This window comes from Streptomyces sp. NPDC001822, from assembly GCF_042892135.1.
GTDB lineage: Bacteria > Actinomycetota > Actinomycetes > Streptomycetales > Streptomycetaceae > Streptomyces.
In genome coordinates, this window is the sequence record NZ_JBIATW010000004.1 from 98,138 (window position 1) to 115,635 (window position 17,498).

At 73.7% G+C, this 17,498-nt stretch carries 15 protein-coding genes; 8 read left to right on the plus strand and 7 right to left on the minus strand.

The window, feature by feature from the left end; translation table 11 throughout:
• The first annotated feature begins 73 nt into the window (after window positions 1-73).
• Window positions 74-880 (plus strand): SGNH/GDSL hydrolase family protein, encoded by an 807-nt coding sequence (locus ACFYY2_RS11230; protein WP_388740291.1) that lies wholly within the window; start codon window positions 74-76, stop codon window positions 878-880.
• Window positions 881-1,357: 477 nt separating this feature from the next.
• Entirely contained in the window at window positions 1,358-1,621 is a 264-nt protein-coding gene (locus ACFYY2_RS11235; RefSeq protein ID WP_388740294.1) for a hypothetical protein, read from the plus strand.
• Window positions 1,622-1,631: 10 nt separating this feature from the next.
• On the opposite strand, the gene ACFYY2_RS11240 is transcribed toward ACFYY2_RS11235, so the two are convergent.
• The 4 genes from ACFYY2_RS11240 to hmgA all read right to left on the minus strand — a co-directional run bounded on the left by ACFYY2_RS11240 (window position 1,632) and on the right by hmgA (window position 6,369).
• Window positions 1,632-2,864, minus strand: coding sequence for a CaiB/BaiF CoA transferase family protein (locus ACFYY2_RS11240; RefSeq protein WP_388740297.1), 1,233 nt, complete (start codon window positions 2,862-2,864; stop codon window positions 1,632-1,634).
• Window positions 2,865-2,936: 72 nt separating this feature from the next.
• Window positions 2,937-4,163 carry a type ISP restriction/modification enzyme gene (locus ACFYY2_RS11245; RefSeq protein WP_388740299.1) on the minus strand — a complete coding sequence of 409 codons (1,227 nt, stop codon included), beginning with the start codon at window positions 4,161-4,163 and terminating at the stop codon, window positions 2,937-2,939.
• 67 nt (window positions 4,164-4,230) lie between these two features.
• Window positions 4,231-5,007, minus strand: a complete 777-nt coding sequence (locus tag ACFYY2_RS11250) for a GntR family transcriptional regulator (protein WP_388740302.1) — start codon at window positions 5,005-5,007, stop codon at window positions 4,231-4,233.
• A 42-nt stretch (window positions 5,008-5,049) separates the two neighbouring features.
• Complete coding sequence (hmgA, locus tag ACFYY2_RS11255) at window positions 5,050-6,369, minus strand: homogentisate 1,2-dioxygenase (RefSeq protein WP_388741306.1); 1,320 nt, start codon at window positions 6,367-6,369, stop codon at window positions 5,050-5,052.
• A gap of 116 nt (window positions 6,370-6,485) precedes the next feature.
• On the opposite strand from hmgA, the gene ACFYY2_RS11260 reads away from it, so the two are divergent.
• The 6 genes from ACFYY2_RS11260 (at window position 6,486) to ACFYY2_RS11285 (ending at window position 15,005) form a co-directional block, all read left to right on the plus strand.
• Complete coding sequence (locus tag ACFYY2_RS11260; RefSeq protein ID WP_388740304.1) at window positions 6,486-7,121, plus strand: TetR/AcrR family transcriptional regulator; 636 nt, start codon at window positions 6,486-6,488, stop codon at window positions 7,119-7,121.
• A gap of 189 nt (window positions 7,122-7,310) precedes the next feature.
• A complete protein-coding gene (locus ACFYY2_RS11265; protein ID WP_388740307.1) occupies window positions 7,311-9,491 on the plus strand; it encodes a molybdopterin oxidoreductase family protein in 2,181 nt (726 codons plus the stop codon).
• 121 nt (window positions 9,492-9,612) lie between these two features.
• Window positions 9,613-11,055, plus strand: coding sequence for a CitMHS family transporter (locus ACFYY2_RS11270; protein ID WP_388740309.1), 1,443 nt, complete (start codon window positions 9,613-9,615; stop codon window positions 11,053-11,055).
• Window positions 11,055-12,299: an MFS transporter gene (locus ACFYY2_RS11275; protein WP_388740312.1), complete on the plus strand. Its 1,245-nt coding sequence runs from the start codon at window positions 11,055-11,057 to the stop codon at window positions 12,297-12,299. The genes ACFYY2_RS11270 and ACFYY2_RS11275 overlap by 1 nt, the downstream gene beginning before the upstream one ends.
• Before the next feature lie 200 nt (window positions 12,300-12,499).
• The gene (locus ACFYY2_RS11280; protein WP_388740314.1) at window positions 12,500-13,894 is read left to right on the plus strand and encodes an aldehyde dehydrogenase family protein; all 1,395 of its coding nucleotides are present in this window, start codon (window positions 12,500-12,502) and stop codon (window positions 13,892-13,894) included.
• A gap of 31 nt (window positions 13,895-13,925) precedes the next feature.
• Entirely contained in the window at window positions 13,926-15,005 is a 1,080-nt protein-coding gene (locus ACFYY2_RS11285; protein WP_388740317.1) for a Zn-dependent alcohol dehydrogenase, read from the plus strand.
• 79 nt (window positions 15,006-15,084) lie between these two features.
• On the opposite strand, the gene ACFYY2_RS11290 is transcribed toward ACFYY2_RS11285, so the two are convergent.
• From ACFYY2_RS11290 to ACFYY2_RS11300, 3 genes are all read right to left on the minus strand, one after another.
• Complete coding sequence (locus tag ACFYY2_RS11290; protein ID WP_388740320.1) at window positions 15,085-15,582, minus strand: hypothetical protein; 498 nt, start codon at window positions 15,580-15,582, stop codon at window positions 15,085-15,087.
• 49 nt (window positions 15,583-15,631) lie between these two features.
• Complete coding sequence (locus ACFYY2_RS11295; RefSeq protein ID WP_388740323.1) at window positions 15,632-16,612, minus strand: DMT family transporter; 981 nt, start codon at window positions 16,610-16,612, stop codon at window positions 15,632-15,634.
• 186 nt (window positions 16,613-16,798) lie between these two features.
• Entirely contained in the window at window positions 16,799-17,473 is a 675-nt protein-coding gene (locus ACFYY2_RS11300) for a TetR/AcrR family transcriptional regulator (RefSeq protein WP_388740326.1), read from the minus strand.
• Window positions 17,474-17,498 lie beyond the last annotated feature (25 nt).

The following is a 17,498-nucleotide window of genomic DNA, read 5'->3' on the forward strand; positions in this document are numbered from 1 at the left end:
GCATGAACACTTCCGGAATCCCGGTGGGTCCTGCTACCACGGAGTAGGCAGAGATCCTGCCCAAGGAGGTTCCATGAAAATGTCCAGACTCGTGGCGTTCTCGTCCTCTCTCCTGCTCGGCACCGTTCTCGCTCTGACCGGTGCCGGCGTCGCCCAGGCGAAGGAATCCGCGGCCGTCGACTACGTGGCCCTGGGTGACTCGTACTCGTCCGGAGTGGGCGCGGGCAGCTACGACAGCGCGAGTGGTGACTGCAAGCGCAGCACCCGCGCCTATCCGGCTCTCTGGAAGGCGGCCAACAACCCCGCGTCGTTCGCCTTCACCGCCTGCTCGGGAGCCAGGACCGGTGACGTCACGGCCGGTCAGCTCGGTCCGCTCAGCTCCGCCACCGATCTCGTCTCGATCACCATCGGCGGCAACGACGCGGGCTTCGCCGACGTCATGACCACCTGCGTCCTGCAGTCCGAGGCCACCTGCCTCAGCCGGATCGCCACCGCTCGCGCGTACGTCGACTCGACCCTCCCCGGCAAGCTGGACGCCGTGTACGCGGCCATCAGCGCCAAGGCGCCCTCCGCGCACGTCGTCGTCCTCGGATACCCCCGCTTCTACAAGCTCGGCGGCAGCTGCATCGCCGGACTGAGCGAGGCGGAACGCTCCGCCATCAACGGCGCCTCCGACTATCTCAACGCCGCCACCGCCAAGCGGGCCGCCGATCACGGCTTCACCTTCGGCGACGTCTCCTCCACCTTCACCGGGCACGAGATCTGCTCGGGCAGCGCATGGCTGCACAGTGTGAACTGGCTCAACATCGGCGAGTCCTACCACCCCACGGCCGCCGGACAGTCGGGCGGCTATCTGCCCGTGCTCAACGCGAAGGACTGATCCGCCGGGTGCGACGTGCCGCGCCGGGCCGGCGCGTCCGCCCGGGGAGGAGGCCCCGCCCTCGGGGGCCTCCTCCCGGTGCCTCCCGCAGCCGTGCCGCGCACCTCCGGGGGCGCGACCGGCCCGGCCCCGGCGCCGAGCGCTTCCGGGCGGCGCACGGAAGCAGCCGAGCGCGAAGGGGCCCGCCGAAGGCCGCGTGGCGCGCCCGGCGTACGCTCGGAGCGAAGGAATCCGGCCGGACGGCCAGATCACCCGCGACGGCAGGCGGGGCAGGGTGTCCGGGCCGCCGCCCGCCGGAATCCGGCGAATCACGGCCAAGCCGGCCCAACCCGCGCCGTCCCCGGCGGGGTTGCGGTAACGGCCCGTCAACACCCGTACGCGGGGATGCAATCCTGCGGCCGGGATACACGAGTGTCGTCGCGGGACGATAGGGTTAACCTGCCCGGGCCGGGTGCCCTCGTACGGGTGGGGAGTGACATGGAACAGATAACGATGCGCAGCAGGCCGCGTGTGCCTGCCATCACATGCGGGAGCGGAGCGACCAGTTCGCGCCTCGACCGCCATCTCGCAGTGCTGGGCGGCCCCGCCGTCCCGCAGCGCGAGTCCGCGGAAGCGACGCTGCTGATGCTCGAGCTCACCTCGCGCGACGCGGCGCACACCCGCAGGAGCAGGAGCGCGCGTGTCTCGCTCTTCGCCCCCCTGCGGCGACTGCGGCGTTCGCTCTTCGGCAGCCGCCACTGACCGACGGCTGTCACGAACGGTCCGGCCCTCCGCTCGGGGCCGTGCCCACGATCACTCCGTCCCGGCGCAGTGCTGCTGTCTGCCCGTCCGTCATCCCCAGGGCCCGCAGCGTTGCGTCGGTGTGTTCCCCCAGCGCCGGTACGGCACCCATCGGCGCCGGCGCTCCGCCCGGCAGCGTGATCGGGGGAAGCAGGGCCCGCAACGCGCCGACGGGCGTGTCCACCTCCCGCCACCGGTCCCGCGCCGCCAGCTGAGGATGGGCGGCCACGTCCGCGACCGTGTTCAGCCGCGCGCAGGCGATTCCCGCGGCGTCCAGCCTCGCCAGTGCCTCCTCGCACGTCAGACCCGCGAGCACGCCCCCCACGACCGCGTCGGTCCGCTCCCGGTTCGCCGTCCGGGCGGTGTTCGTCGCGAAGTCCGGATCGTCCGCCAGACCCGGCCGCTCCAGCACCTGGCAGGCGAGCCGGCGCCACTCCCTGTCGTTCTGCACGGAGAGCAGCACCTGCCCGCCGTCAGCGGTGGCGTAAGCGTCGTACGGTGCGATCACCGCGTGCGCGAGCCCCGTGCGGGCCGGGGCGGGGCCTCCGTGCATCCCGTGGTGCAGCGGATGGCCCATCCACTCGGCCAGCGAGTCCAGCATGGAGATCTCCACGGGGCCCCCGCGTCCCGTCGTGGCGCGCCTCAGCAGGGCGGCGAGCACACCGGAGAAGGCGTACATCCCCGCCGCGATGTCGGCGGCGGGCACCCCCGCCTTGACCGGCCGCTCCGGCGTCCCGGTCACGGACACCAGGCCCGCCTCGCACTGCACGAGCATGTCGTAGGCCCGCTTGTGCGCGTACGGACCCCCGGCGCCGTAGCCGGAGATGTCCACCGCCACCAGCCGTGGGTGCGCGGCGCACAGGGAAGCCGCGTCCAGGCCGAGTCTCGCGGCCGCCCCCTGCGCCAGGTTCTGCACGAACACGTCGGCGCGGGCGGCCAGTCGGAGCACCACGTCCAGACCGCGCGGATCCTTGAGGTCGACCGCGACGGACTCCTTCCCGCGGTTGCACCAGACGAAGTGGGAGGCTAGGCCCCGCGCCGCCGTGTCGTAACCGCGCGCGAAGTCACCGCCGTCCGGACGTTCGATCTTGATGACGCGTGCGCCGAGGTCCGCGAGCTGGCGGGTCGCGAAGGGGGCGGCGACTGCCTGCTCGACGGCCACCACGGTGACGCCGTCCAGGGGGAGGGGCTGTGTGCTGCTCATGGGCAGCGTGCTTACCGTGTGCGTGGCCGCCCTGTCACCCGGGCACGCGGACGACGGCCCGGCGCCCGCACCTCACAGCAGGGCGAACTGCCCCTCGGGCCCCTCTTCCCGGTGGCCCAGGACGGACGCGGGCCGGCGGGACGCGGCGGGGACGGGAAGGACCCCGGCCGCACGCAGCCCGCCCCGGGTCAGGGCGTCCGACCCCAGGAGACGCTGCCGCAGCGCCTCCTGCCGGGGCCGCGCCGCGCCGAGCAGTGCCAGCAGCGTGATCAGTTCCAGCAGCTCCGAGGTGCGCTCCTGCGGCCAGCCGCGTGGGCCCAGCATCGCGAGCCCCGCCGCCGGCCGCGTGGCCCGGCGCTCGAACCAGAGGTCCAGCACGCGTACTCCGCTGACCCGGAAGTCCCAGGCCTCCGCGGGCACGGGCGAGACGCGCCCGTCGCCGACGGAGAGCGTCTCGTCCCCGGCGTCGTACGCCAGGCCGTCCGGCACGGCCGGTATCGCGGCGCGTACGTACGGCCGCCGCCCGCCCGGCAGCCGGGGCCGCACCCCGTCGCGCGCCCCGCGCAGCTGGAGCCGCAGCAGCTCCCGGCCGAGCTCCACGCCCTCGGCCCACAGGGCCGCCCCGGAGGGCAGCGGGACCAGGGGCCCGGCGGGGGACGGTCCCGCGGCGGCGAGCGTCCAGGCCAGGACGCACTCGGCGGTGACCGGTGCCCCGTAGCGGGCCTCCAGCAGGGCGGCCAGACCCGGGGTCAGATTGGGCTCCAGTCCGCCGGGCCGCCGGTAGAGCGGCCGTATCCGGCCGGGACGCCCGGCGGGGGAGTGCCCGTCGGGCAGCAGGGCGGTCGCGGACAGCGCGGGCCCGGTGTCCTGGGAGACGTAGCCGTGCTCCACGGCGAAGAGCTGGTGCGCGTCGGCGACCCGCCACAGCTCGGGGCGGGCCGCGTCGAGCAGGCGGTGGTCGGGGATCATCCACTGCTCGTCGAAGGGGCCGTGCAGGATGCGCACGGGCTCCGGATACGGCCCCGGCTCCCTGGCGAACGCGCGCGTGGCGGTGCGCCGGCCGGGCAGCGCCGCCGCCGGGGTGTGCGGCGAGCGGGACCGGGTGGCCCCGAACAGCTCCTCCTGCTCGGCGCCCTCGGTCCCCGCCAGCAGATCCCACCGTGCCCGGAGCGAGGCCGCGTCCGGGGCCGTCACCCAGGCGCGTCCCGCTCTCAGGGGCCGCACCGACCAGGGCATGAGGTCGTCGAGCAGAGGGGACCCGTCGTCCCCGCCGGCTCCGGCCGCCACCCGTGCTGCCACCGTGCCGTCCTTCCCCGTCACCGCGTCCGCCGCCCCCGGCATCGTAACGACCGGCGCCCGCGGGCCGTCAGTGCGCGTCGACCGTCACGGAGAAGGAGAAGCGGTCGCCCCGGTAGCGGATGCGTGCCACGTCCACCACGGTGCCCTCCTCGTCGTACGTCACCCCGGTGTAGTGCAGGATCGGGCTGAGCAGCGGGACCTGCAGCAACTCCGCCGTCTCGGGGTCGGCGAGGCGGGCCTCGACGGTGTCGGTGATCCGGGAGATCCGCACGCCGACGGCGTCGCGCAGGACCTTCGTCATCGGCCACCGCTCCAGATCGGCCACGTCGAGCCCGGCCGCGATCTCGGGCCGCACCGCGTTCTCCGCCCAGTTGGTGGGCTCACCGGTCTCGTCGTCGCAGCGCAGCCGCCGGTAGGCGGCCACCTCGGAGCAGCCGGGGAAGTACTCCGCGAGGTCACCGGGGACGGGTGTCCGGCCGTGACCGAGCACGGTCGTCCGCTCGCCCGACTGCTGGGCGACGATCGCGTCGATGGACCCCATCAGCTGGACCGGTGACACCCGCCGGGCGCGCGGCTCGATGAACGTGCCGCGCCGCCGGTGCCTGCTGATGAGCCCCTCGCTCTCCAGCTCCTTGAGGGCCTGGCGCATCGTGAGCACGCTGACCCCGTAGTGCACCGCCAGCTGCTCCTCGGTGGGCAGCCGCGTCGACGCGTCCTGCGGGCGCCCCAGTATGGAGGCCCGCAGGGACTGCGAGACCTGGTACCAGAGCGGCAGTTTCCGGTTCAGCACCAGGGAGTCGGGAGCGAAGCCGGGGGTGTGACGCAGTTCGTTCACCTGATTCATCCGGTCCACCTGAGCTCTCTGCGCTGTTCGCCGGTCATGCGGTCACGGCCGGAAGTTGCCGCTCAGACCCTGCCATACGTCGTCGTATCCCTGCTGGAGGTGTCCGGCACCGGCCGCCTGCGCGGTCGCCGTGACCGGCCAGCGCGTCTCGAACATGAACGCCAGACCGTCGTCGATCCGCTGCGGCTTCAGCTCCGCCGCACTCGCCCGGTCGAAGGTCTCACGGTCCGGGCCGTGCGCCGACATCATGTTGTGCAGCGATCCGCCACCCGGCACGAACCCGCCCGCCTTGGCGTCGTAGGCGCCCTCGATCAGGCCCATGTACTCGCTCATCACGTTGCGGTGGAAGTACGGCGGCCGGAAGGTGTCCTCACCGACCAGCCAGCGCGGGGCGAACACCACGAAGTCGACGCCGGCCAGACCCGGAGTGTCGGAGGGCGAGGTCAGCACGGTGAAGATCGACGGGTCGGGGTGGTCGTAGCTGATGGTGCCGATGACGTTGAAGCGGCGAAGGTCGTAGACGTACGGCGTGTGGTTGCCGTGCCAGGCGACGACGTCGAGGGGCGAGTGGCCGTACGTCGCCGCCCAGAGGTTGCCGCAGAACTTGTTGACCACCTCGACCGGGCCCTCGTGCTCCTCGAACGCGGCGACGGGCGCCAGGAAGTCGCGCGCGTTCGCGAGGCCGTTGGCACCGATGGGGCCCAGGTCGGGGAGGACGAACGGCTGCCCGTAGTTCTCGCAGACGTAGCCACGCACGGCGGGGTCCAGCAGCTCGACGCGGAAGCGGACGCCGCGTGGGATCAGCGCCACGTGTCCCGGCTCGACGCGCAGCAGGCCCAGCTCGGTGCGCAGCAGCAGCCCGCCCCGCTCGGGGACGATCAGGAGCTCCCCGTCGGAGTCGCTGAACACCCGGTCGGTCATGGAGGCGTTCGCGCTGTACAGGTGGACGGCCATGCCGGAGCGCTGCGCGGCGTCGCCGTTGCCGCCCAGTGTCCACAGTCCGGCCAGGAAGTCCGTGCCCGGCGCCGGGTCGGGCAGCGGGTCCCACCGCAGCCGGTTGGGATCGGGGGCCGTCTCCGTGAAGGGGGCGGTGCGCAGGGCGCCGTTGCCGATGCGGGTGAAGGCGGGATGCGCCGCCGAGGGGCGGATCCGGTAGAGCCAGGAACGGCGGTTGCGGGCCCGGGGTTCCGTGAAGGCCGACCCGCTGAGCTGCTCCGCGTACAGCCCGAGGGGCGCCCGCTGAGGGGAGTTGCGGCCGTGCGGCAGGGCTCCCGGCACCGCCTCCGAGCTGTGCTCGTTGCCGAAGCCGGATGTGTGGCCGAGGCCCTCCGCCGTCTTTCTCGCCTGCTCGATGCCACTCATCATGCGCTCCCGGTGGACTGGGGATCCCGTGGATCCCACCGAAGGATCCCCTGACGAAGATTCCTATGGATCACCGTAGGAATCGAAGGGCGGCCCGTCAACGGCATACCGGCATCATGGGGAACGTGTCCCGTGCTCATACGAACCTCCGACGCGTCCCCGTGCAGCAGCGCAGCGCCGACCGTCTCGCCCGGATCCTCGACGCCGGCGCCGAACTCCTCGACGGCGGCGGCTACGAGCAGTTGTCCACCCGGGCGGTCGCCGGCCGCGCCGGGGTGCCCATCGGCTCCGTCTACCGCTTCTTCCCCAACAAGAGAGCGCTCGTCGACGCCCTGGCCGAACGCAACCTGCAGGTCTACGCCGAACGAGTCACCGGCAGGCTCGCGGAGATACCGGAGCAGGAGTGGCGCGCGGCCATCGACGCCGTGCTCGACGAATACCTGGCGATGAAGCGCTCCGTGCCCGGATTCGCGCTGGTCGACTTCGGCCTTCCCGTGCCGGTCACGGGCCCGCTCGACGACGTGAACCGGCTCGTGGCGGCCCGTCTCGCGGAGCTGCTCTCCGGGCACCTCGGGCAGGGGCGCGACGGGGCCGTCGACGATCCCGGGCTGCTCCGCACGGTGCTGGTCTGCGTGCAGGCCGCCGACGCGCTGCTGCAACTCGCCTTCCGGGCCGACCCGGAGGGGGACCCGGACCTGATAAGCGAGACCCGGATCCTGCTCCAGGCCTACCTCGCCGGGGTCCTCGGCTGAGGGCGCTCCGGTCAGGTACCAGGGAGGGCATCCGGTCGGGCGTCCGTTCGGGCATCCGGCGGCGCGAACACCTCGCCACCATCCGTACCGGTCGGTATGCTCGGTCCCGCCGGGAACCCGCGCCGCCGTGCGCGCCGCGGGAGGCCGGCCGACGCCCGCGTGCCACCGCCGCCGCCCCGGGGAGGGCCCATGTCTCACGAATCCCGCACCGCCCTGCGCGTCTGCCCGCTCTGCGAAGCCACCTGCGGACTCACCCTCACCATCGAGGGGACGACCGTCACCGGGGCGCGGGGTGACCGCGACGACGTCTTCAGCCAGGGCTTCATCTGCCCCAAGGGCGCGTCCTTCGGCGGTCTCGACGCGGACCCCGACCGGCTGCGCGCCCCACTCGTCCGCACGGACGGCGTCCTGCGCGAGGCGACCTGGCGAGAAGCCTTCGACCTCATCGCCGAACGGATCCCCGCCCTGGTCGAGGAGCACGGCAAGCAGGCGGTCGGGGTCTTCCTCGGCAACCCCAACGTGCACACGGTGGCGGGCGCGCTCTACCCGCCTCTGCTGCTCTCCGCGCTCGGGACCCGCAACGTCTTCACCGCGAGCACCCTGGACCAGATGCCCAAGCACGTCTCCAGCGGACTGCTCTTCGGCGACGCCCAGGCCATCCCCGTACCCGACCTGGACCGCACCGCGCACCTGCTGCTGATCGGAGCCAACCCCCTGGAGTCCAACGGCAGCCTGTGCACCGCCCCCGACTTCCCGGGCAAGCTCAAGGCGCTGCGCAAGCGCGGCGGCACCCTCACCGTCATCGACCCCCGCCGCACCCGCACGGCGCGGCTGGCCGACCGGCACGCCGCCATCCGGCCCGGCACCGACGCCCTCCTGCTCGCCGCGCTCACCCAGGTCCTCCTCGACGAGAAGCTCGCCGACCCGGGAGCGCTCACCGGACACCTCGACGGCTACGACGAACTGGCCGAGGCCATAGCCGACTTCACCCCAGAGGCGGTGTCCGGGGCGTGCGACCTGGAGCCGGACACCATCAGGGCGATCGCCCGCGAGCTGGCCGCGGCCCCCGCCGCCGCCGTCTACGGGCGCATCGGCAGCTGCACCGTGGAACACGGGACGCTGGCCAGCTGGCTCGTCGACGTGCTCAACATCCTCACCGGCAACCTCGACCGGCCGGGCGGCGCGCTCTTCCCGCTCTCCGCCACCGGACGCGCGCCCCGCGCCGCCGCCCCCGGCAAGGGCTTCGCCCTCGGGCGCTGGAGGAGCCGGGTCTCGGGACACCCCGAGGCCAAGGGCGAACTCCCCGTCGCCGCGCTGGCCGAGGAGATCGAGACCCCGGGGGAGGGGCGGATCCGGGCCCTGATCGTCATCGCGGGCAACCCGGTGCTGTCCGCACCCGACGGCGACCGGCTGGACCGGGCGATCACCGACGGCGTCGACTTCATGGTCAGCGTCGACCCGTACCTCAACGAGACCGCGCGCCACGCCGACGTCGTGCTGCCCCCGCCGCCGCCCTCGCAGAGCGCGCACTTCGACTTCGCGTTCAACTCCCTCGCCGTACGCAACCAGGTCCGCTACAGCCGCCCGGCCGTGCCCCTGGAGGAGGACCGGATGGCCGAGAGCGAGATCCTCGCCCGGCTGATCCTCGCCGTCGGAGGCATGCACGGGGCGCCCCCCGAGGCCGTCGACGATCTCGCCGTGTCCACCGCGCTCGCGAAGGCGGGCGCCCCCGAGTCCCTCGCGGCCGGTCTGACCGGCACCACGGGGGCCGAGCGGCGCCTCGACCTGATGCTGCGCCTCGGTCCCTACGGCCTGACGCTGGACCAGCTCCTGGCGCACCCGCACGGGATCGACCTCGGCCCGCTGGAGCCCCGCGTCCCCGAGGTGCTCAGGACCCGCAGCGGCCGCATCGAGCTGTTCCCGGCGCCGATCGCAGCCGACCTGCCCCGACTGCGCGCGTCGCTCGGCGCGCGGCCCGAGGGGCTCGTGCTCGTCGGCCGCCGCCACCTGCGGTCCAACAACAGCTGGATGCACAACGTCGCCGCGCTCCGCGGAGGTTCGAACGTCTGCACCCTGCAGATCCACCCCGCCGACGCCGCCCGGATCGGGCTCGCCGAGGGCGACACCGCCCGGATCACCGCGGCGGGCGGCGAGGTCGAGGCCCCCGCCGAGATCACCGACTCGGTCCGGACGGGTGTCGTCAGCCTTCCGCACGGCTGGGGCCACAGCCGTCCGGGCACGCGCATGGCGGTCGCGGGGTCGGAGCCCGGTGTCAACGTGAACCAGCTCCTGGACGGCACGCTCCTGGACCCCCTGTCCGGCACCTCGGTGCTCAACGCCGTCCCGGTCTCCGTCACGCCACGTCGCTGACCTGGGGTTCTGCTCATATTGCTCACGCGCCGACATCTTGTCGACGCCGTTTCGGGGCCCCTAACGTCATCCGGACCGCCGGCACCGGCGGGAGTTCGATGGTGAACGTGAGGCAGCCCCTATGTTGACAATCCTCGGCTTCGTCATGATCGCGACCTTCCTGGTCCTGATCATGACGAAGAAGATGTCGCCGATCGCGGCGCTCGTCCTGATCCCCGCCCTCTTCTGCGTGGCCGTCGGACAGGGCGCGAAGCTCGGCGACTACGTCATCGAAGGGGTCGGCACCCTCGCGCCGACCGCGGCGATGCTGATGTTCGCCATCGTCTACTTCGGCGTGATGATCGACGTCGGCCTCTTCGACCCGATCGTCCGGGCCATCCTGCGCTTCTGCAAGGCCGACCCGATGCGGATCGTCGTCGGTACGGCGCTGCTCGCGGCCGTCGTCTCGCTGGACGGCGACGGGTCCACCACCTTCATGATCACGGTCTCGGCGATGTACCCGCTCTACAAGCGGCTGAAGATGAGCCTGGTCGTGATGACGGGCGTCGCCGCCACCGCGAACGGGGTCATGAACACCCTCCCCTGGGGCGGGCCCACCGCCCGGGCGGCCACCGCGCTCAAGGTGGACGCCGCCGACATCTTCGTCCCCATGATCCCGGCCCTCGCCGTCGGTCTCCTCGCCGTCGTCCTGCTGGCCTGTGTCCTGGGCCGCCGCGAACGCAGGCGGCTCGGCACCCTCAGCCTCGACGAGGTGCGCGCCGGTGAGCCCGAGACCGTCCTCGCCGGTGCCGGCGACCGGCTCACGAAGAGCGGTACCGTCCCCAAGCGCGCCGGAGGCACGGGAGGCACCGGTGACGCCCCGGGCGCCGACGGCGGCACACGGGGTGCGGACGGCGCCGAAGGCGGCCCCGGGGACGAGGAGTTCCAGGGCCTCGACCCCCGCAGGCCCACCCTGCGGCCCAGGCTCTACTGGTTCAACGCAGGTCTCACCATCGCCCTGCTGACAGCGATGATCACGGAGCTCATGCCGATCCCGGTGCTCTTCCTGCTCGGCGCGGCCCTCGCCCTCACGGTCAACTTCCCGCACATGGCCGACCAGCGGGCACGGATCGCCGCGCACGCCGACAACGTCCTCAACGTCTCGGGCATGGTCTTCGCCGCGGCCGTCTTCACCGGCGTGCTCACCGGCACCGGCATGGTCGACCACATGGCGGACTGGCTCGTGGGCGCGATCCCGGAGGCGATGGGCCCGCACATGGCCCTCGTCACCGGCCTCCTGAGCCTCCCGCTCACCTACTTCATGTCGAACGACGGCTTCTACTTCGGGGTCCTGCCCGTGCTCGCCGAGGCCGGGGCCACCCACGGCGTCTCCTCGCTGGAGATCGCCCGCGCGTCCATCGTGGGGCAGCCGCTGCACATGTCGTCCCCGCTCGTGCCCGCCGTCTTCGTCCTGGTCGGCATGGCCCGGGTCGAGTTCGGCGACCACACCCGCTTCACCGTCAAGTGGGCCGCGCTGACCTCGCTCGTGGTCCTCGGCGCGGGCATCCTCTTCGGAATCATCTGATGCCCGGCGGACCACGGCCCGGCAGGGGCTGGCTGCTCCGCCTCGTCATCGCCTTCGCCTTCGCGCAGGGGGCGGTGTCGATGGCGCGGCCCGCCGTCTCCTACCGGGCCCTCTCGCTCGGCGCCGACGAACGGGCCGTCGGCGTCATCGCCGGGGTGTACGCGCTGCTGCCGCACTTCGCCGCCGTACCCCTCGGACGGCGGACCGACCACGGCCGCTGCGCACCCCTGCTGCCCCTCGGTGTCGTCCTGATCGGCGGCGGCTGCGCCCTCGGCGGCGCCGCGGGCTCGCTCCCGGCCCTGGCCGCCTGGAGCGGAGTGATGGGCCTCGGCCACCTCTGCTTCGTCATCGGCGCCCAGTCGCTCGTCGCCCGGCAGTCGGCCCCGGCCGAACAGGACCGCAACTTCGGACACTTCACCATCGGGGCCTCCCTGGGCCAGCTGATCGGGCCGATCGCCGCCGGCTGGCTGATCTCCGAGCGGGACGGGGCCATGGCCCGCACGAGCGCCCTCGCGCTGCTCGTCTCGGCGGCCGTCGCCGCGGTCTCCCTCACCTCACTGTGGCGCATCGAGCACACGCGGTCCGCCGCTCCGCCCCGACGGGTCGCCGGGAGGGTGCCGGTCGTCGGCATCCTGCGGAGCAGGGGGGTCCCGGCGGGCATTTTCATCAGCCTCGCCGTGCTGAGCGCCACGGACATCCTCACCGCCTACCTGCCGGTCGTCGGCCAGGACCGCGGGATCGCCCCCGCCACCGTGGGTCTGCTCCTCAGCCTGCGGGCCGCCGCCACCATCGCCTGCCGACTGGTCATGACGCCGATGCTGCGTCTGGCCGGCCGGGCCGCCCTGCTCTCCGTGACCTGCCTGGCCGGCGGCCTCCTCTGCGCCGCCGTCGCGCTGCCCGTCCCCGTGTGGGCGCTCGCCGTCGTGCTCGGCGCGCTGGGCTTCTGCCTCGGCGTCGGCCAGCCGCTGTCCATGACCACGGTCGTCCAGGCCGCTCCGGCAGCCGCCCGCTCCACCGCCCTCGCGCTCCGGCTGACCGGCAACCGGCTGGGCCAGGTCGCCGCCCCCGCGTCGGCCGGGCTGATCGCCGGACTCGCGGGCACGGCGGCGCCGTTCGTGATGCTGGGCGGCCTGCTCGTCGCGGCCGCGGGGCTCGGTCTGCGGAGCGGCGGGGCGGGGGAGGCGCCCGGCAGCGCCGCGCCCGTTCCCGGCAGGCGTGCCCCGGCCGGGCGGAGCTCCGGCTGAGGCACGGCCCCCCGTCGTGCCGCGCCGACCCGGGACTTCCGCGGCGAGCCGTGCGAACGCGGGCCGGCCGCGCGTGATCTGTGTCTCCGGCCGTTCCCTGGCGCCGAAAAACTAACAGCGCTAGTTTGGGGCCGGGACGGCATACGTCCGTACGACGCACGGCTTCGGCGGCAGGCACAGTGAGCCCGGGAGGGGCAGCCATGAAGGCGCATGACGGGATGTACATCGGCGGGGAGTGGCGGCCCGCCGCCGGAGGGGACACGATCGCGGTCGTGAACCCGGCGGACGAGCAGGTCATCGGACACGTCCCGGCGGGCACCGCCGAGGACGTCGACGCCGCGGTGCGCGCCGCCCGCGCGGCCTTCCCCGGCTGGGCCGCCACTCCGCCCGCCGAGCGCGCCGCACGGCTCTCGGCCCTGCGCGACGCCCTCGCGGCCCGTGCGGACGAGATCGCCGGGACCGTCACCGCCGAACTCGGCTCACCGCTGCCGCTGTCCCGGGCGGTGCATGCGGGCGTACCGGTGCTCGTGGCAGGTTCGTACGCCGAACTGGCCGCCTCGTACCCCTTCGAGGAGAAGCTGGGGAACTCCACCGTCCTGCTGGAGCCCGTCGGCGTCGTCGGGGCGATCACGCCCTGGAACTACCCGCTGCACCAGATCGTCGCCAAGGTGGCCCCGGCGCTCGCCGCCGGCTGCACCGTCGTACTGAAGCCCGCCGAGGACACCCCGCTCACCGCGCAGCTCTTCGCCCAGATCACCCAGGAGGCCGGTCTGCCCGCCGGTGTCTTCAACCTGGTCACCGGGACCGGTGCCGTCGCGGGCCAGGCGCTCGCCGGACACGAGGACGTCGACCTCGTGTCGTTCACCGGGTCCACCGCGGTCGGCAGGCAGATCGGCGCCACCGCCGGAGCGGCCGTCAAGCGCGTCGCGCTGGAGCTCGGCGGCAAGTCCGCCAACGTGATCCTGCCGGGCGCCGACCTCGCCAGGGCGGTCAACATCGGCGTGGCCAACGTGATGTCCAACTCCGGTCAGACGTGCAGCGCCTGGACCCGGATGCTGGTCGACGCGGAGCGGTACGAGGAGGCCGTGGCACTCGCCGCGGCGGCCGTCGCCAAGTACGTCCCCGGTGAGCGCGTCGGCCCCGTCGTCAACGCCAGGCAGCAGGCCAGGGTGCGGGGTTACATCGAGAAGGGCGTCGAGGAGGGGGCCCGCCTGGTCGCGGGCGGTCCCGAGGCGCCCATGGAGCGGGGCTACTACGTCAGCCCCACCGTCTTCGCCGACGTCACCCCGGACATGACCATCGCCCAGGAGGAGATCTTCGGCCCGGTGCTCTCGATCCTGCGGTACGAGGACGAGGACGACGCCCTGCGGATCGCCAACGGCACCGTGTACGGCCTGGCCGGGGCCGTCTGGGCGGCCGACGACGAGGCGGCCGTGGCCTTCGCCCGCCGCATGGACACCGGGCAGGTCGACATCAACGGCGGGCGCTTCAACCCCCTCGCCCCCTTCGGCGGGTACAAGCAGTCCGGTGTGGGCCGCGAGCTCGGCCCGCACGGCCTCTCCGAGTACCTCCAGACCAAGTCCCTCCAGTTCTGAGTACCCCGCCGATCCGCCGAGGAGTCCATTCGTGGTCCGCGCAGCCGTACTGCCCGCCGTCGGTTCCCCCCTGGAGATCACCGACATCGAACTCCCGCAGCCCGGCCCCGGCCAGGTGAGCGTCAGGCTCACCGCCGCCGGGGTCTGCCACTCCGACCTGTCCCTGTCCGACGGCACCATGCGGCTGCCGGTCCCCGCCGTCCTCGGCCACGAGGGCGCCGGCACGGTGCTCGCCGTCGGCGAGGGCGTCACCCACGTCGCCGCGGGTGACCCCGTGGTCCTCAACTGGGCGCCGTCCTGCGGGGTGTGCTTCCACTGCGGGATCGGCGAGGTCTGGCTCTGCGCCGACGCGCTGAAGGGCGCGGCCCGCGTCCACGCCCGTACGGCGGACGGGACCGAGCTCCACCCCGGGCTCAACGTCGCCGCGTTCGCCCAGGAGACGGTCGTCGCCGCGAACTGCGTGCTGCCCGCCCCGGCCGGCATCCCGCTCGACGACGCCGCCCTGCTCGGCTGCGCCGTCCTGACCGGATACGGAGCGGTGCACCACTCCGCCCGGGTGCGCGAGGGCGAGAGCGTCGTCGTCTTCGGGATCGGAGGCGTGGGCCTCGCGGTCCTGCAGGCGGCCCGGATCGCGGGGGCGTCCAGGATCATCGCCGTCGACGTGTCGCCGGAGAAGGAGGAACTGGCCCGCCGGGCCGGCGCCACCGACTACGTCGTCGCCTCCGACACCACCCCCCGCGCCGTACGCAGACTCACCGGCGGCCAGGGCGCGGACGTGGCCGTGGAATGCGTCGGACGGCCCGCCACGATCCGGGGGGCCTGGGAGTCGACGCGCAGGGGCGGCCGGACCACGGTCGTCGGCATCGGCGGCAAGGACCAGACGGTCTCGTTCAACGCCCTGGAGATCTTCCACTGGGGCCGGTCGCTGACGGGCTGCGTCTACGGCGACAGCGTCCCCGAGCGCGACCTGCCCGTGCTGGCCGAGCACATCCGCGCGGGCCGGTTCGACCTCTCCATGATGGTCACCGAAAGGATCGCGCTGGAGGACATCCCGACCGCCTTCGAGAACATGGTCGCGGGCAAGGGCGGACGCGCGCTGGTGGTCTTCTAGCCCGGCCCGGGGGCGGGGGCGTCGATTCGCCGCCCCCGCCCCCGCCGTTCGCGGTGCCCGTCCGGCCCGCCGTCCGCCGTCAGCCGCGCGTGGAGCCGACGACCTCGTTCAGCGGCCGGCGCGGCGAGGCCGGGGGCTGCGCCGTCGCGTATCCCATCCGCAGCACCATCTGCGGGCAGCCGTAGTGCGCGGCGCCGTCGGACACCTCGGGGCGCAGGTCGGCGTCCTCCAGCGGCTGGTTGGCGAACGAGGCCGCGATGCCGTGCCCGGTCGCCTCCAGCAGGAGCCTCTGCAGCGCCTGGCCCGCGTGGATCCAGGCGGCGGGTTCGTCGTCGGCCGTCTCCAGGACGGCCAGATCGGGGTGCGGCTCGAAGGACGCGCTCGTGCGCGCGGGCAGGTCGAGGCCCTCGGCCATGTCCCGTACGGGCGGGTCGTCGGGGAGTTCGCGCCGGGGCACGGGCCCGAGGTTCCCGGCGGGGATCGCCGGCGATCCGGTCCGGGACGAGAGCCGGGCGTCGCGGTCGGCCCGGACCTCCTCGTCCTCGGTCCAGGTCGCGCGGCGTATCGACGTCAGCATCCGCTGGTACTCGGGCTCCCCGTCCAGGAGCCGCAGAGGCTCGTCGTGCTCAGGGCCGGTCCACCGCCACCTGCTCGGCCCCCGCGGACGGCTCCGACGCCGCCGCCCCGCCGCCGGGCGCCGTGCCGCGCCGCCCCCGGGTCCGCGAGACCGCCACCCCGGCCAGGCACAGCAGCCCGCCGCCGACCGTCAGCAGCGCGGGAACCTCGTCGAGCAGTACCCACGACATCAGCACCACCAGAGCGGGCACCGCGTAGGTCGTGGCGCCCATCCGCCCCGCGGTCGTCCGCGCCAGGGCGTACGCCCACGTCGTGAAGGCCAGAGCCGTCGGGAACACACCGAGGTAGACCATGTTCAGGGTGGCCTGGAGCGGGGCGTGGGCCGCCTCCGAGACGAGCACGCCGCTGAACGGCAGGCAGGCGGCCGTACCGATCAGACAGCCGAACGTGGTGATCTGCAGCGGTGAACCGTGCCGCAGCGCGGGCTTCTGGATGACCACCCCGCCCGCGTACGACAGGGCCGCCAGCAGGCACAGGAGCACGCCCAGCACCGAGGAACCCCCGTGGCCCGACATCGACAGGCCGACGACGACGGCCCCCGCGAACGAGACGCCCATGCCCGTCAGGAGCCGGCGCGGCAGGCTCTCCCCGAGGAGCCTGGCGCCCAGCAGCGCCATCAGGATCGGCCCGATGTTCACGATCATGGCCGCCGTGCCCGCGTCGACCTGCTGCTCACCCCAGTTGAGCACCACCATGTAGAGCCCGAACCACAGCAGTCCGGATCCGATGATGCCGGGCCAGGCCGCCCGCGACGGCAGCCCCTCGCGGCGCAGCAGGAGGATCGCGCCGAGGGTCAGCGTGCCCGCGAGCAGCCGGCCGAGGGCCAGGGCCCCGGGGGAGTAGGCCTCGCCGGCGCTGCGGATGGAGACGAAGGCGGAGGCCCACAGGAGCACGGTGGTGCACGCGGCGGCCGGTGCGCGCCAGTCGCGGGCCGGTGAGGAGGCCACGGGCGGTGGCGGTGTCGACGTCATGACGACGACCGTAGGGCCGTCACGCCTCGGAGCCCACCGAATTGTCGGGGAGCGTCAAGTGACGCCGTGTCGACTCCCCGGAGCCGCGCCGGGGCATCCCACGCAGGGGCGTGCCCGGGACGCGGCGGGGATGCGGCCGGGGTGCGGCCGGGTCGTGCGGTGCAGGGGCGATGTATCCGGGAGGCGTCAGGAGCCGTTCGGTGACGGCCGGCCCGTACGGCCGGCCGCCGCCTGCTCGTACTGCAGCTCCAGGCCGTCCAGCAGGGCGCGCAGTCCGGTCTCGAACGCGCCCTCGTCGACCTGCTGGCGGCGGTCGGCCAGCAGATGGGCCTGGCCGAGGTGGGGGTAGTCCGCGGGGTCGTAGGCGGTCTCGTCGTCGACGAAGCCGCGCGCGAAGGAGCCGAGGGCCGAGCCGGTGATGAAGTAGCGCATCAGCGCGCCGATGTAGGTGGCCTGCGCGGGCGGCCAGCCGGCCCGGACCATGGCGCCGAAGACCGCGTCGGCGACCCGCAGGCCGGCCGGGCGGCGGCCCGGGCCCTGGGCGAGGACCGGGACGATGTGCGGGTGCGCGGCGAGCGCCGCCCGGTAGGAGACGGCCCAGTCGTGCAGGGCGGCGGGCCAGTCGCGCGGGTCGGACTCCTCGAACATCGACAGGTCGACCTGTGCGGAGACGGCGTCGGCGACCGCGTCGAGGATCTCGTCCTTGTTCCGGAAGTGGTTGTAGAGCGAGGGGCCGCTCACCCCGAGTTCCGCGGCGAGACGGCGGGTCGAGACCGCGCCCAGTCCTTCGGCGTCCACGAGCGCGCCCGCCGCCTCGACGATGCGGTCTCTGCTCAGGAGGGGCTTGCGCGGTCGGGCCATGCGGCACATAGTAGGGCCTGCGAAT

What these genes read in the sequence shown, in the direction of transcription:
- ACFYY2_RS11275 (WP_388740312.1), top strand. Translation starts at nt 11,055, where the DNA reads ATGCCCGGCGGACCACGGCCCGGCAGGGGCTGGCTGCTCCGCCTCGTC.
- ACFYY2_RS11265 (WP_388740307.1), top strand. Translation starts at nt 7,311, where the DNA reads ATGTCTCACGAATCCCGCACCGCCCTGCGCGTCTGCCCGCTCTGCGAA.
- ACFYY2_RS11270 (WP_388740309.1), top strand. Translation starts at nt 9,613, where the DNA reads ATGTTGACAATCCTCGGCTTCGTCATGATCGCGACCTTCCTGGTCCTG.
- ACFYY2_RS11290 (WP_388740320.1), bottom strand. Translation starts at nt 15,582, where the DNA reads ATGCTGACGTCGATACGCCGCGCGACCTGGACCGAGGACGAGGAGGTC.
- ACFYY2_RS11235 (WP_388740294.1), top strand. Translation starts at nt 1,358, where the DNA reads ATGGAACAGATAACGATGCGCAGCAGGCCGCGTGTGCCTGCCATCACA.
- ACFYY2_RS11230 (WP_388740291.1), top strand. Translation starts at nt 74, where the DNA reads ATGAAAATGTCCAGACTCGTGGCGTTCTCGTCCTCTCTCCTGCTCGGC.
- ACFYY2_RS11240 (WP_388740297.1), bottom strand. Translation starts at nt 2,864, where the DNA reads ATGAGCAGCACACAGCCCCTCCCCCTGGACGGCGTCACCGTGGTGGCC.
- ACFYY2_RS11280 (WP_388740314.1), top strand. Translation starts at nt 12,500, where the DNA reads ATGAAGGCGCATGACGGGATGTACATCGGCGGGGAGTGGCGGCCCGCC.
- ACFYY2_RS11250 (WP_388740302.1), bottom strand. Translation starts at nt 5,007, where the DNA reads ATGAATCAGGTGAACGAACTGCGTCACACCCCCGGCTTCGCTCCCGAC.
- hmgA (WP_388741306.1), bottom strand. Translation starts at nt 6,369, where the DNA reads ATGAGTGGCATCGAGCAGGCGAGAAAGACGGCGGAGGGCCTCGGCCAC.
- ACFYY2_RS11295 (WP_388740323.1), bottom strand. Translation starts at nt 16,612, where the DNA reads ATGACGTCGACACCGCCACCGCCCGTGGCCTCCTCACCGGCCCGCGAC.
- ACFYY2_RS11260 (WP_388740304.1), top strand. Translation starts at nt 6,486, where the DNA reads ATGGGGAACGTGTCCCGTGCTCATACGAACCTCCGACGCGTCCCCGTG.
- ACFYY2_RS11300 (WP_388740326.1), bottom strand. Translation starts at nt 17,473, where the DNA reads ATGGCCCGACCGCGCAAGCCCCTCCTGAGCAGAGACCGCATCGTCGAG.